Annotated in this window: 19 protein-coding genes; 2 read left to right on the top strand and 17 right to left on the bottom strand. The window is 39.2% G+C overall.

The genetic code is table 11. The annotated features are described in order from the left end of the window. Window positions 1-134 precede the first annotated feature (134 nt). The 4 genes from ACVWYG_RS18945 to ACVWYG_RS18930 all read right to left on the bottom strand — a co-directional run bounded on the left by ACVWYG_RS18945 (window position 135) and on the right by ACVWYG_RS18930 (window position 2,590). A complete protein-coding gene (locus tag ACVWYG_RS18945; protein ID WP_457272588.1) occupies window positions 135-599 on the bottom strand; it encodes a low affinity iron permease family protein in 465 nt (154 codons plus the stop codon). 319 nt (window positions 600-918) lie between these two features. Continuing rightward, window positions 919-1,455 (bottom strand): RNA polymerase sigma factor, encoded by a 537-nt coding sequence (locus ACVWYG_RS18940; RefSeq protein ID WP_457272586.1) that lies wholly within the window; start codon window positions 1,453-1,455, stop codon window positions 919-921. Window positions 1,456-1,655: 200 nt separating this feature from the next. Continuing rightward, on the bottom strand, window positions 1,656-1,925 hold the full coding sequence (locus ACVWYG_RS18935; protein ID WP_457272584.1) for a hypothetical protein: 270 nt from the start codon (window positions 1,923-1,925) through the stop codon (window positions 1,656-1,658). Between the two features lie 155 nt (window positions 1,926-2,080). Next, a complete protein-coding gene (locus ACVWYG_RS18930) occupies window positions 2,081-2,590 on the bottom strand; it encodes an RNA polymerase sigma factor (protein WP_457272582.1) in 510 nt (169 codons plus the stop codon). Between the two features lie 470 nt (window positions 2,591-3,060). Between ACVWYG_RS18930 and ACVWYG_RS18925 the strand changes: the two genes are divergently transcribed. Together ACVWYG_RS18925 and ACVWYG_RS18920 are read left to right on the top strand one after the other, a co-directional pair. After that, on the top strand, window positions 3,061-3,501 hold the full coding sequence (locus ACVWYG_RS18925; protein ID WP_457272580.1) for a DUF1579 family protein: 441 nt from the start codon (window positions 3,061-3,063) through the stop codon (window positions 3,499-3,501). Between the two features lie 262 nt (window positions 3,502-3,763). Then, on the top strand, window positions 3,764-4,459 hold the full coding sequence (locus ACVWYG_RS18920; RefSeq protein ID WP_457272578.1) for a type 1 glutamine amidotransferase domain-containing protein: 696 nt from the start codon (window positions 3,764-3,766) through the stop codon (window positions 4,457-4,459). A 394-nt stretch (window positions 4,460-4,853) separates the two neighbouring features. Here the strand turns inward: ACVWYG_RS18920 and ACVWYG_RS18915 are convergent, their stop codons facing one another. The 13 genes from ACVWYG_RS18915 to ACVWYG_RS18855 all read right to left on the bottom strand — a co-directional run bounded on the left by ACVWYG_RS18915 (window position 4,854) and on the right by ACVWYG_RS18855 (window position 13,427). After that, window positions 4,854-6,845, bottom strand: coding sequence for an ATP-binding protein (locus tag ACVWYG_RS18915; RefSeq protein ID WP_457272576.1), 1,992 nt, complete (start codon window positions 6,843-6,845; stop codon window positions 4,854-4,856). Window positions 6,846-7,294: 449 nt separating this feature from the next. Beyond that, entirely contained in the window at window positions 7,295-7,804 is a 510-nt protein-coding gene (locus ACVWYG_RS18910; protein ID WP_457272574.1) for a hypothetical protein, read from the bottom strand. A gap of 297 nt (window positions 7,805-8,101) precedes the next feature. Beyond that, the gene (locus tag ACVWYG_RS18905) at window positions 8,102-8,233 is read right to left on the bottom strand and encodes a hypothetical protein (RefSeq protein ID WP_457272573.1); all 132 of its coding nucleotides are present in this window, start codon (window positions 8,231-8,233) and stop codon (window positions 8,102-8,104) included. A 228-nt stretch (window positions 8,234-8,461) separates the two neighbouring features. Next, a complete protein-coding gene (locus tag ACVWYG_RS18900) occupies window positions 8,462-8,830 on the bottom strand; it encodes a hypothetical protein (RefSeq protein WP_457272571.1) in 369 nt (122 codons plus the stop codon). Between the two features lie 166 nt (window positions 8,831-8,996). Further along, window positions 8,997-9,359 (bottom strand): recombinase family protein, encoded by a 363-nt coding sequence (locus ACVWYG_RS18895; protein WP_457272570.1) that lies wholly within the window; start codon window positions 9,357-9,359, stop codon window positions 8,997-8,999. Beyond that, window positions 9,307-9,585, bottom strand: a complete 279-nt coding sequence (locus ACVWYG_RS18890) for a recombinase family protein (RefSeq protein ID WP_457272568.1) — start codon at window positions 9,583-9,585, stop codon at window positions 9,307-9,309. The genes ACVWYG_RS18895 and ACVWYG_RS18890 overlap by 53 nt, the downstream gene beginning before the upstream one ends. Beyond that, a complete protein-coding gene (locus tag ACVWYG_RS18885; protein WP_457272566.1) occupies window positions 9,582-10,397 on the bottom strand; it encodes a Fic family protein in 816 nt (271 codons plus the stop codon). Before ACVWYG_RS18885 ends, ACVWYG_RS18890 begins: the two co-directional genes overlap by 4 nt. 300 nt (window positions 10,398-10,697) lie before the next feature. After that, a complete protein-coding gene (locus ACVWYG_RS18880; protein ID WP_457272565.1) occupies window positions 10,698-11,009 on the bottom strand; it encodes a rhodanese-like domain-containing protein in 312 nt (103 codons plus the stop codon). Next, entirely contained in the window at window positions 11,006-11,308 is a 303-nt protein-coding gene (locus tag ACVWYG_RS18875; protein ID WP_457272563.1) for a DUF3817 domain-containing protein, read from the bottom strand. The genes ACVWYG_RS18880 and ACVWYG_RS18875 overlap by 4 nt, the downstream gene beginning before the upstream one ends. A 27-nt stretch (window positions 11,309-11,335) precedes the next feature. Then, window positions 11,336-11,737, bottom strand: a complete 402-nt coding sequence (locus tag ACVWYG_RS18870; protein ID WP_457272561.1) for a nuclear transport factor 2 family protein — start codon at window positions 11,735-11,737, stop codon at window positions 11,336-11,338. 49 nt (window positions 11,738-11,786) lie between these two features. Continuing rightward, window positions 11,787-12,245 carry a hypothetical protein gene (locus ACVWYG_RS18865; protein WP_457272559.1) on the bottom strand — a complete coding sequence of 153 codons (459 nt, stop codon included), beginning with the start codon at window positions 12,243-12,245 and terminating at the stop codon, window positions 11,787-11,789. 68 nt (window positions 12,246-12,313) lie between these two features. After that, the gene (locus tag ACVWYG_RS18860) at window positions 12,314-12,904 is read right to left on the bottom strand and encodes a TetR/AcrR family transcriptional regulator (RefSeq protein ID WP_457272557.1); all 591 of its coding nucleotides are present in this window, start codon (window positions 12,902-12,904) and stop codon (window positions 12,314-12,316) included. 136 nt (window positions 12,905-13,040) lie between these two features. After that, window positions 13,041-13,427, bottom strand: coding sequence for a hypothetical protein (locus ACVWYG_RS18855; RefSeq protein WP_457272555.1), 387 nt, complete (start codon window positions 13,425-13,427; stop codon window positions 13,041-13,043). Window positions 13,428-13,697 lie beyond the last annotated feature (270 nt).

Below are 13,697 nucleotides of genomic sequence, written 5' to 3'. Positions count from 1 at the left end.
ACGCCAAATAAAACAAATCGAGCAGCGCATCGATGAACAAACATAGCGGTAGGTTTTGTTTCGTGGATGTCTGAGATCTCAAATTTTTTAATAACACCTGGTCAAAACTTTGGCCAGTGTTTCTCCAGATTGAGTTAAACCTTCATCTTAAATTTTTTATGGATGGAGGTTTTTTTGTTATGAATATCCGAGGCGACATCGATAGAGTGGGAACAGTGTATGTCCCCTTCCTTCTTTGCCAATTCTGATAATTTATCATAAAACTTGTGGAGCTTGTCCAGCTCTTCCTCTGTCAGCTCTTCTATGTTCACCATCCTATTGCTTGCCCCTTCTACCGCTGCGATAAGCTCGTTCAGTTTTAACTGGATTGCCTTTCCATCCTTATTCTGGGCCTTTTGTATTAGAAAGACCATCAGAAAGGTAATAACGGTGGTACCAGTATTGATCACGAGCTGCCAGGTTTCAGAATATTTAAAGATGGGCCCACTTATTCCCCAAACTATAACAATCAGCAAAGCTGAAATAAAGGCCGTAGAACTTCCTGTAAAGGCAGTGGCAGCATTGGAGAAACGCTCGAAAAACTTATTTTTTAGGCTCATGGATATATTTGTATTTCCACAAAACAACGCTTCCTAGGTTAAGTTTTACACGGCTCGACAACGGCAAGTAATGGGTTGGGATGGTTTTTGGGTTCAGACCCAAAAAAAGATAATGTTCCAAAAACTTTTTTAGAGGGCTGATCGTTTATACCATTGAGAGCGTTAATTTAAAGTTGGGGGAAGGTAACCTTGGTTTCCTTCCCCTTCTTTTTGCTGTTGGGTTTGGCATCGTTCAGCAGGCATTAAATACGGCACGTAGTGCTTCTATTCTATTTTTTGGGAAGTGAAAAACGGGATCAGGTGACAGAATGATTTATAATTACGTCGGGATATCTGTATGCTTTAATTTTCTGATCGTCCTTATGACCTCCCGTTTCAAAAAATTTACCGAAAATCTTAGCTTTTCTGCCGCCGTATTGTAGCTGTAGGGCTTAAAGTATAACATCTCAATAGCCTGTTTGATCGGCGGATCTACATAGGTCCCAAGTGCTTCGACACACTTTTTATTCCGTAGATAGGATCCAACATCCATACCGCAGGAAAGATCGACCAGTTCGCGTATGTGCAGGTCTACGTGTTTTGTTTTGACGGCCTTGGCCTCGACACAGTCAAGGGCAATCTTGACCATCCAGGTAAACAGCCGTTCTTTGCCGGTATCGTAGGTATGTCGCTCTGACCAGAAGGTACAGAAGGATTCATCGAGGTATTTTTCTGCCTGTTCCCGATCGCCAACAACTCTTGTCAGCATCCCCAAGATAGCTGGTGCGTAACGGGCATATAGCTCCAAAAAAGCGTTCTTGTCCCCTTTTTGAAACAGCACGATGGTGTGTCTTTCAGAGGGGGAGAAAGCAGTCATTGTGTAGGGTATCGGTTAAAATTGATTCAGAGTATCAACAAAAGTGATCTACGGATTGTTTTTGTCGTGTAATAAAGTTTGTTTATTTAGACCTCTAGCCCATGTTTATTCGACATGCCAAAATCTTTCAACTTGCAGAATGAACGCTTACCAAAACAAAGTTCAAAACGCTCCAGCGCATGGAATATTTGTCCTTTCACCTATGCCACATAAGGTTTCCATATCTTGATGGTGTTCTGTGTCCCTGTATCCCTATTTTTGATGACCACGCACAGATCCTCATCCCTGTCGGGAAAGTGAAGGTCTATAGCGGACTGGATCTTCTGTACGAGGGATCCCATTTGCTGTTCAAAATCAATGTTGCCGATCTCCAGAACGACCTGGCCGAGATACGACTGCAGGGTACAGGAATAAGGCAGCTCTTTCTTCAATAGATCAACAACGTTCGGGGTCAATATTTCGGTGATCATCAGATTAAAGCTATAGGTTATGGTCTAAAGATAATTTTTTTACCGCTTCGGAACATTACATTCAACAATCTATGATGTCCAAAGTTCTGATCAGCCAATATTTTTTTTGTAAAAATATAATAGCTGCGCATCCGAGCTATTCTGGTCTTTGATAATCAACTTTTGTCATATCCCCTCAATTGTTTTTTGAGCATGACCCGTGCCTCATGGATACGTGTTTTGACCGTGCCGAGTGGAATCTGCTGCTCTTCGGCGATCTCATGGTATTTGTATCCCTCCACATAGCGTATAAAAGGAATTCGGTTCACCTCTGGAATTAAACCCAAGACCTTATTTATATCCTCCATGACCATACTTCCGGTAGCTTTGTTGCGCTCGGCACTATATAAGAGGTTTGCGGAGGATATTTCGTCTTCCTGTACCATCAGTGCACGTTTCCGAGCCTCTTTTCTACAATTGTTGATGAAGGTATTCTTCATAATGACGAACAGCCAGCCCGTTATGTTTGTTCCCGGTTCATAACTTTTATAGAACCTGATCGCCTTGACCATGGTATCCTGTACCAGATCATCGGCATCCTCCAGATCTCTGGTGAACTTTAATGCGTTCCTGGTCAGCGCAGAGATATGATCTTTGATCATGGCACCAAATTCTTCTTCTGACATTTTCTGTTTATATGCGGTCAATCAATGTACGCAAAAAGACATTCATATCTTGATTTTAATTGATATCCGTTGAGATTGCTACACCGCAATGGTGGGATAGTCTAAAAGGTTATCTAAAACAGTTTCTTTCTCTTCAACTTTTTCTAGAATGTGTAGAAAGTCCTTCTTAGTCACATTTATGACCTTGACCATTTTATGCTAAAAATATGAGAAAAGATCAAAAAGTCCCATCTTTACGATGGGGATATCTGAAACTAAGTTGGGGGGGAAATATCAAAATCAAAGAAAGAGTAATTTCAATGAACCGACCAAAGGATCGAGGGCGGCATTCCTGATCCACTTGGGGATAGCGGCAATATGATTACATTGATTCAATGCGTAGGTTAAATCAGCAGATACCGATAAGAAAAATCGAAAACACCCATGGAGAAAGTACCTGGAAAAGCCATTGGATAAAATCATAGAACAAAATGAAAAACAACCTGATCAAAAATACCGATTTCAGCAAACTGGTGGGAACATGGAAGACAGATGGACGGATATTAGAGACCGAAAGATCTCCGGAGACAACGATTGTCGGAACTGATACCTATGAAATCATACTCGGAGGCTTTTTTTTGCTTCATAAGGCTGATGTGGTAATGGGAGAGGAGAAAAGTCAGGCCCACGAGATGATCGGGCTCGGTGAGTTTAACGATGAAATCATATTGCAACATTACAACGATAAGGGCTCATCTACTCACATGACGGCTACCTTAAAGAACGGTGAGCTAAAGATCAAGGGAGAGGAACTTCGGTTCAAGGGCAGTTTCTGCAACAATGAGACAGAGATCTCCGGACTATGGCAAAAAATCTCAGACCATAAGAAGTGGATCGATTATCTGACGATCAGATTCACTAAAATCGAATAGGATCCAAAAAGAGAACAGAAAAGCAGCCCAATATAAAAACATAGATAATCCAAGGTGGGTTTACAATAAAAAGGAATCGAAATTTATCGAAATCGGAAATGGATTTGCGGGAATAATGACAGCAAAACCAGAGCAAAACCAAGAGGCGGCCTAAAACGTTAGGAAGGCAACGAGAATATTCCACGGATTATTTTTGCGAAAAAACCGAGGAAAGAGTGATTGTAAGGGTTTATAAATAAAAAATTTAACTTGAATAGAAAGTATGAAAATATTAATGGTGTTAACGTCCCACAGCGAACCGGGAGACACAGGTCAAAAAAAGGGGTTCTGGATCGAAGAATTTCTAGCTCCTTATTATATATTTGAAGATGCCGGGGCAGAGATCACCATTGCCTCACCAACAGGGGGTACTCCCCCTATTTATTCCAGAAGCGAATTGTCTGAGGTGCAGACAACAGCAACCAGACGGTTTGCCAAGGACAAGGACCTGAAGGATAAGATGGCCCATTCCGTCAAGTTAGAAACAGTGGGGCAGATTAATTTTGATGCTGTTTTTTATTCGGGTGGACATGGGCCGTTATGGGATCTGGTGAATGATATGGCATCCATCGCCCTGATCCAGAATTTTATAAAACACAATAAGCCTACCGCCTTTGTATCCTACGCCCCGGGGGTGTTGATTAAGGTCAAAGTCCAAAATGGCGATCTTTTGATCAAGGGAAAAAATGTAACCGGCTTTTCCGATACCGAGCAGGCGGCACTCAAATTGAGTGGGGTAGTCCCATTCCTTTTAGAGGATGAATTAAAAAAATCGGGTGCAAACTACAACAAGGGATCCGATGGGGTCAGCAATGTAGTAAAGGACGGTCTTCTGATAACCGGTCAAAATCCGGCATCGTCAGAAGACGTAGCGAAATTGCTGTTAAAAACTATAAGAGAGCTGAAGGCAATCAAGTAGCGTAATACGTAAAAGTTGGTTTAAAGAATGGGAATAATCTCAAGCAAATCCTTGTCGTCCTCGATAATCAGTACTTTTTTAGGTATCGTAATATTGATAAAATAATTAAAGCCCCTTTGTTTTAATTTTCAAATTTCTTGGAGGTTTCTTTTTTAATCCTTTGCTACTTTCAATTAAGATGTAGGGAAAGCTTTGATTATGGATACCAAAACGTAAAGTAAATAGTACAAAAACTATAGGCTCAATTTTTTTTAGTTCAGTATACCTATCGCTTTCTATATTTAATTCAAAGGGCATAAAAATGAACAAAATGTTGATAATTGACGAGGACCCGGATCTTTTAGCTGTATTAAATCAATGGTTTTCAGATGAGGGTTTTTAGACAAGGGCTCTATCATATTAATGGTAACGTGAATGTAAAGGTAGAACCTTCACCCGACTTACTTTCTACAGAGATTTTTCCTTCATGGCGCTCGATGATTTCTGCACATAGGTAAAGGCCTATCCCGAAACCGGCAATGTTATGGGTTTGCTTGTTTTTTATCCGATAATACCGGTCAAATAGTTTCTCAATATCAGCTGGTTTTATTCCCATACCTTGGTCTGCAACGCTAACTTTCGCACTGTTCTGATCCTTACTGCACAGTACCTGGATAATTTCTCCTTCCGGTGAATATTTTACAGCATTGGTAAGCAGATTGGTTATAACAGATCCTATTTTATCCCTGTCGGCATAAATATCAAGCGGGTCACAGGGCAAAAGATCGATAGAATGGCTCGTTACTGTAAGTTTAATCTCTTCAATAATTTCCTTGATCAGCTGATCTAAATCAAAATGTTCTTTTTCGATATGTATTTTCCCGGATTCCAAACGTGAAATATCAAGGAAACCCTTGATCATATTTGCCATTTTCTTCACCTGGGTGTTAGATTTTGAGATCGCCCCGACAACAAACTGATCGCCACTATTTTTTAACTTTAAACTTAACATTTGTAAAAGTGCGGTCAGCGAAGTCAACGGCGTTTTCAGTTCATGGCTAACCATCCCGATAAAATCATTTTTTCTGATCTCATCCTGTTTTCGCTCCGTTATATCCATTACAGAGCCAACAAAGCGAAGCGGCTCGTCCTGCTCATCAAAGTAAGCTTTACCCATGGCTCTCACCCACCTCAACTGATGATCTTCTACACCGATGGTGCGGTACTCTACATCATAATTCCCGTTGCTGATCGATTTGACAAATACGTTCTTGATTATTGTATCGATCCTATCGAGATCATCGGGGTGGAGGCCGGGCAGGAAATTTTTTTCATAGGTAACCGGATCATTATGGCTGATGCCAAAAAGCGTACGGCAGCGTTCGTCCCAGTCCATAGTCCCCTTCTTCAGGTCAAGATCGAACGTTCCCAATTGTGCCGCTGTTACGGCCATTGTTAAGTTGTCCTGGGCTTTTACCAATTCCAACTTGGACAATATCATATCTGTAACCTCGATAACAAAAACAAGGATCCCATCCGACTTGTTCTGGGCATCGGTTCTTGCCTGATAAATAAAATTGAAATACCGGTCTTGAATCGGGCCGTTTTTATGTCGGGCCAGGGGAACCAGCAATTCGTTCCCTTCATAAGTTTTCCCTGTTTGATAAACTTCCTGTAAGATTTCCCAGATCGGTTGTCCCTTGATTTCTGGTATGGCATCCAATAAGGCTTTGCCCAATAATTCACGTCTCGGAAAAAGTTGTTGATAGAGTGGATTGACCAGCTCAAAAACCAGATCGGCCCCATCAAGGATACAGATCCCGACAGGAGTTTCCATGAAAAAGCGGTTTAATCTATCACGCCGACCTTCTGCTTGTAACCGAGCAGTATGCAACTTTTCGTTCGCCTCTGTAATTGTGCTTAGAGCCCTTACCTTATTTGTCGTCTCGTTACAAATGACTAGTACTCCTGCAGCATCGCCCATCTCATCGTCTACCCTCGCATAACTGAAGGTCCAGTAAACATCTTCCATTCTATTATTGCGAAATATTGGGATGAGTTGATCTTCCTGCCAGATAGACTCGCCGCCAGAAAGCACCTGATCCATCATGGGCTTGATAATCGCCCATATTTCAGGCCAGCATTCTTCACCCCGTTGCCCCAGTGCTGTTGGGTGTTTTCCTTCGATTCCCAAGCTTGGCCGGTACGCATCGTTATAAAATTGGATCAGTTCTGGTCCCCACCACAAGAACATTGGAAATTTAGAATTGAGAACCACGTTCAAAAGGGTCAATAAACTCTGCGGCCATAACTGAACTGCACCTAAAGTTGTCGTAGACCAGTCGAAGGAACGGGTCAGTTCCCCCATCTCGCCACCACCACGTAATAATTTGGACTGAGCTTTCATAGAGACCAAATGTATGAAAACGGGTTATTTTATTAGACACGTAATTTTCACCGAATAAGACCATCAAAGAGCTGATTTATTTCTGTGGCGGGCGGTTCCGAAATCAATTTCTGTCGGTTTATTCGATCAAACTTCCTTTTAATCTTTGATAGATTGAAAAAAAATCTCTTTGTTGACAATGAAATATTTATCCTAAAATAATATATCAGTAAACCCCGGTTTTTCGGATACTAAAGTCTCCCAGTTAACCTGGTTCAGAAAATGCCACAAATTTACTACATAGAATAGCGGGTGTATAGCCAAGTTATCATAAACCCATTTCAATAATCAAATGAGGATTTCAGTTTTTGATAATGAGTAATTGAGAAAAACTAAATCCCATAAAAACTTGGTTTTGGTGATAATTTTTAAGGGGCATCAATTAATAAGTTTTCTTTGAATATAGAAGATCACCGTATAGATGAAGTAATTCTGATGTGTAAAACGTCTATCAGTTTTGCAAGTCCTATTATACAAATCAATTCTGCAGCGAAAAAACTACACCTATATGCCGATCGAATCAGAAATCCAAACCAGTTATATAAAAAGGTTTCAGGATCAATTACAAAGTATGCATACTTTAATGCGGAAGACAAGACGAATGCTATAGCAGAAGTTAGAAAAAGTTCTCCGGCTTTCTGTACGTCTAGGTGAAGTCTAATGTAATTTCCGGTTTGTAAAATCTTATGATAGGAGAAACATACTGATGACAAGCCGATCAACATTCCAAAACCCACATTGCTTAGACTAATACTTCTATTGTCGTCTCGGGTGAAGTAAGCTAAAAGTGCTATGCTGCCACTTATTATAAAAATAAAAAATGGGTAGCTAACAAATAGATACCAAGCTAACGTCTGAAATCCAGTAAGTTTTGGATTAGCATCAGGGTGTATACGCTTTTTTAAATTTTCAAAATCCATGTCTTTTGCAAAGCGCTAAAAATGTATGTTTTAACTTTTCTAGCCTAAGATCTTTGTCAGTTTTTAAATCAGTTTACAATTGTTTTATTGGCTATGAAACGCTATTATAAGGCGATATAACATATCTGTTCGTCCAAATTATACCAGACTTCCCAAATTTAAACTGCGATATCTTTTATTGTAAGTTCTTCTTTTCGACTTGCATACTAGGAGCGAAGAAACTTGATATTGAAAATTTTCTTTAAGGTGGTTTAATTCGCAAGTTGGGTGCTAGCACCATTCGGAGAAGTTTTATAATTACTTTCCTTTTGTGTGTTTGTGTGGTTTTAGTGACGGTGTATTACCTGGAGTTTCTTTATTATCTCGTTGACGCTTATCTGGCTTTCCTGTCGATTCCGCGATCTTTTTTGGTCCTGGTTTTATGCTCATGATTTGTTAAGTTGGTTACAATCACAATTTAACTATTTAGTTAATCAGTTCATAGCTAAAGTAAGAAAATGTTTTCTCATTTGATACACATGCCTTCATCTATCCAATTTGATCTTGTAGATGTCAATATGTTATGCCAATATAGAAGTTGGCGATGGGGTGTTGTATTATGTGGTGACTAGCGTCGGAATATCTATTTAGAAAAATCAAATTAAAGACTAACAAAGCCTATATCCCTTTAAACGCAATACTCTTATGTAGACTATCGATCCGTTTATCAACCTTTAAATTGTTTATCCTATCGGCATTTTTAACCATGAGAATAAAACCGTTATTAGTCGGAGACGAGTAAAAACTACTGGTAAAACTACTTTTGTCGATAGATTTTTCTTTTAATATTTTTAGAGCATAATCTTTTAACTTTTCTCTTATGTGAATGGTATCCATAGATGAGGAAGGTCTCAAATAATTGTTAAGGCTATCAATTTGAAAGTAAGCAATATAGCTTTGTGTTGGGTTGGCCACAGAATTTACTTTTTTACAGCCCGCAATTGCCAACACCAGAGAAAGCAAAAATATTGGTGATAATTTTTTCATATCAAGTTGAGTCAAAATTTTATATTTTATTTCCACAATTTCTTCCATCCCCCGACCTGCTATATTGTGCGTATATGTTACCGATGTTCCAAGATAGCACAAATTGTCTTGTGTTACTGTACAGCAAATGGATTTTTATTGGTAGACACATAAAGATTGCCTTTAATTAACCTTTTTTGTGTGTCGGCAAGGGATTGGAAATATCCAGATACCTATAGCAGGTACTACGGCTCAAACCGACAACATTTGCTATCTCCTCCATGGTCTTGTCCTGTTTGTCAAAAAGCACTTTTATCGCGTTCGCCTTGGCGAGGTTCTCTTTTGAAAGACCTGGTGGCCTACCGCCTTTTCTGCCCCTTGCCCTTGCCGATTCCAGCCCCGCCCTGGTTCGCTCGCTTATGATCTCCCGCTCGAATTCTGCCAGTGAGGCAAATATGTTGAAGGTGAATCTTCCCGTGGCCGTCCCGGTGTTGATGCTATCCCGGATACTTATGAAATTTACCCCCCAGTTTTTGCATTTCTGCAACAAGGTCGATCAGATCCCGCAATGACCGGCCGAGCCTATCCAGCTTCCATACAATAACGGTATCCCCGGCACGGAGCTTCGAGAAAAGATTCATCAGCTCGTGGCGCTCTTTGGTCTTGCCCGATATCTTCTCTTGAAAGATAACCTCACATTCCGCATTTTTTAGGGCGTCTGTCTGCAGATCTAGATTCTGATCCATTGTGCTTACCCTTGCATATCCCAGTTTCATAATTTTCGTCCCTTCTTTTCTTTTGCCTCAAAACTCATTGAGGGATTTTGGGTAAGATCCTGTTTTTGGCTGATCTCTGTTTTCATACGATCGACACAGGTCTTGGCAAAGAAGATCGTCATTACATCCAGATCTTTATGCTTCTCGGTTATTTTTAGGGCGTTGATATATTGCTGTTTTTCCCTTGCCTCTATGATAATATTCGGGTGGCCGAATTTTGCCAGAATGAGGTTTGAGATCAATCTACCTACACGGCCGTTACCATCGGGGAATGGGTGGAGATAAATAAAAAATTTATGGAACCGGGCGCTTATCTCCAAGGGGTGGATCTCGGCCCTGTCGATCGCCTTCTGCGTAAGCTCCATAAGCTCCGGCACTTTGGCAATATTGGCCTCGTAATCTCCAAAGATGGTATCCCCGGCAGCCATCTGGGTGTTGGTATATTCTCCGGGCGACATTCCCTTGGTGTATTTTATGGTGTTCTGGGTAACCATGGAGTGAACCTTTTTGAGAAGGTCTTCGCTCAATGGGGCATCAAGGTTGTCATAGATAAAGTCGTACGCACTGAAGTGGTCTAGGATCTCATAGGCCTCTAGCAGAGATTTGTCCTGTAATTTGAGGCCTATCCCCTTTTCGCGCAGCTCTTTGGTATCGTTTACACTAAAAGAGTTACCTTCTATCGCGCAGCTGTGGGCAGAGAACAGGATCTCGCTGTACTCCCTGAAATCTTTTTTCCTGAAGCTTTTCACGATCAGCTCGGTATAGTTTTTCAGCGCCTCGTCGTATTCCCGTAAGAAATCCTCCTTGTCCATCGATGTTCAATTAAACGTTCGATAACAAATATATGGAATATAGTTTATCAAGACGGGTTTTTGGGACAGGTCGGGATAATGTTTGAAGTAAGCGTGAGCTTTTGGATGGTGGTTTAGGAGGATTTGAAAGCAAGATGCTTTTTGGCAATTTTAAATCCCAATAAACGGGGGTTTAATGATAAAAATTAAAGTGTCAAAATCAATGAGAAATTCTATTTTAGCTATAATTGCGGGGCAATCAGAGTCTTTATGTCGAAATTTATTTACCATTTGTTCTAAATCAGACCAAGCCCCCCCGTTTTATACGTGTTTAAATCCCTCTTCTTTTAATATGCTTTCAACTTTTACGCTTCTTAAGCCATGCGAGCAGCACGTGATGTAAACTTTATTTGGATCTAAGTCCACAGACCGTTCCCTTATTGATCCCAATGAAATGTTTATTGATCCATCAATATGACCCATTTCATATTCTGTCGCCCTTCTTACATCCAGAATTACCGCACCGTTTTCTATTTTCTTTCCAAGGCCATCGTCTATCGTTGCAATTCTGTAAGTGCGAAAAGAAATATAGATTAAAAATAATACACCAACAATAATAAAAACCGATTTCATAGCTTGCTTAATATTTTATGATCGATGTAAAATGTTCCGAAAGGAATAAAGCAGGCCAAAAGAACTTTCCAAGTCGTGTCTTTAAATTTCCAATTCTGCTCAACGCCAACACTTAAAGTATTGAAAAGGAAAAGCAAAAATATTGCTCCGTGAATTGGTCCAAGTGCTTTTGAAAAAATTGGATTTCCAAAATAGTATTTCATTGGCACTGCAATGAAGATGAGGACTAATAAAGAAATACCCTCCAAGTAGCCGATAACCCTTAATCTGCCGATTTTTGTTTTGAATAAATTTATCATATTATCTAAAATAAGATCATTTTGCAATTAGAACATTGATGTAGCATCTATACCATCGGGAATTTGCTGAACTACATCCCATAATTCTGCAAGTTTCCCATCTTCAATTCGCCAAATATCAACTGCCATACTTCCCTTGTCATTTTCATTGTTTTTAATAAAACAATATATCCATACAAAATCACCCTCACTTAAAATTTTCTTAATGTAAACCCTAAAATCAGGATTTGCATTAAATACATAGTTTGTAATTGCATAAATGGTTGAGTCTGCACCTGCAGGTACGTGAGGATGATGATTTATAAAATTCTCTTTCATCATTTCCTTTGCTTTTATTATATTCTTATTGTTGTAGAATATTTCATAAAATTCTGTTATTAATTGTTGATTTGTCATTTGATTATTTTTTACATGATTAATTTTTTTCAAACAAATTTTGCTTTTGGATTTTAACGTACAATGTTTTTGTTTATCAGAATTATCTAAAATAAGGCCTGTTTGCTAATGGAGAAAATGGCCAAGGAATAGCTATAAAAATGATGATTATCGAAATTGAATACCAAATCAAAATTGTTTTAAACTTTTCTTTGTCGGTTGTTTTTCTTTTTGAAAGTGCTGAACCAATTGTAATAAAAATGATTGCTGTCAGCATCAAAATGATATGAAGTAAACCAAAAAAAGTCGTGTCTAAATTTTGAATGGCCTGATTGAAATTGTGCCAGAAATATTTGATTATTGGACTTTGCGTATAAAGAGTAATGCCGATTACAAGCTGAATATGAGCAATTGTTGCTGTCCAATGCCTAACTGTATTATCGGTTTTAGAAAAAGGTGCATTTGAAAGATAGCCTTTTCCAGCCCTAAAAATGGAGTAAAGCAAACTCGTGAGCACAAGCCATCGAATTATGGAATGATAGAATATAATTGTTTGATACATCGAAAATTTAAATTGACGATGCAAAGATATTTAAAACATACTATTTAGTATGTTTTAAATATCATATTTTATTCTAGGTTGTTTAGATAAGACTTAAGTTCTTTTAAATAAAATTGATAGCAGTCATTGCTATTGTACACTTTTCCGAAAGTTCTAATTCCCCAATAGCCAGAAATTACAAAATAAGCAACTTGCTGGGGGCTTACACCTTTTTTAAGAATGCCTTTATCAACTCCGTTTTGTATAATTGTTTCTAGAGTGAGTTTCCACTCAGAAATTATCTCAGCAATTGCTTTTCCAAAAACAGGATTCCACGTGCTCACTTCCTGTGCGAGATTGCCGACAGGACAACCAAATTTCACGGTTAAAAATGAATTATCCAATAACAGCGACTTTATCAGTCCGTAGATTTCTTTTACTGGATCTTTACTATTTTGAACGGTTTCTACAAAGGCAGTTCGCATTGCCGGTTTTAAAATTTCGTCTATGATTGCCAGTCCCATTTCGTCTTTCGTTTTGAAATGGTAATAAAACGCACCTTTAGTTACCTTTGTTGTTGCAATAATTTCATCTATGCTTGTGGTCTGATACCCTTTTTTATAGATAATCTCAAACGCTTTTTCTAGAATTGTATGTCGAGTATTTTCTGCTTTCTTCATAAAAAGGTACTAACTGGTATGGTTGCAAAGAAACTGCAATTTATCTAAGTTTACAACCTTCCTTAATTATCATTGAACGAATTTAAAATCTATCTTATATTTTTGCGATCAATGTCGTTGCGTAGGTTCTCAGGGTTCAGGAATGTTCCAAAAGAGCCAAAAGCCACGTACTTTCTATCTGTATTATTTTGCGACCAAAGTCTAGTTCTTGATTCTTTCCGGTTATATCCGTTTTGGCATTGGTCATACTATAAGAAGGTTGAGCTAATCCATCGATAAAGTCGAAGTAATATTTGCCGAGATAACGATATTCGCGCCATGTAAAAGTTTCTAATTTCATCTTACTACCCGCGACATCATAGGCGTATTGACCGGAAAGCATACAGCAGATCGGCGGCGTATTTGTGGGCTGGTTGCGCTTATAATTTACAACGCTTTTTGCTTCGTAGCTATTAACAGTAACGATGTATCGTGCGAAAATTAAAAGGTCTGTAATACATAAAAGCCGGCAAAAAATTCTCAAGAAACGGTCTTGGCTGTTGCAGAAGTGGTTTAAATTGAAGACTTTGACTCAAGTAGTCGGTTTCTGGCGCCCTTAGGAGAATCTATACCGATCGAACATCTTCGCATTAAAGATGGTTAGGTAGCTTTGAAAGGTATCTATACGGGTCTCAAAAACGCCAGAGGAGGGTTTCCTTCCAATGTCATTAAGTTAAGGAACCCCTCAGCATAAAGCCCCCTCTAAATCTCCAGAGAACGGAGACTTTAGCTTCGCACTTTTTTCAAGTCCTCC

Source organism: Pedobacter sp. UYEF25, from assembly GCF_054061655.1.
Note: the sequence above shows the minus strand (reverse complement) of the source record. Positions and strands in the feature narration are given on the sequence as shown.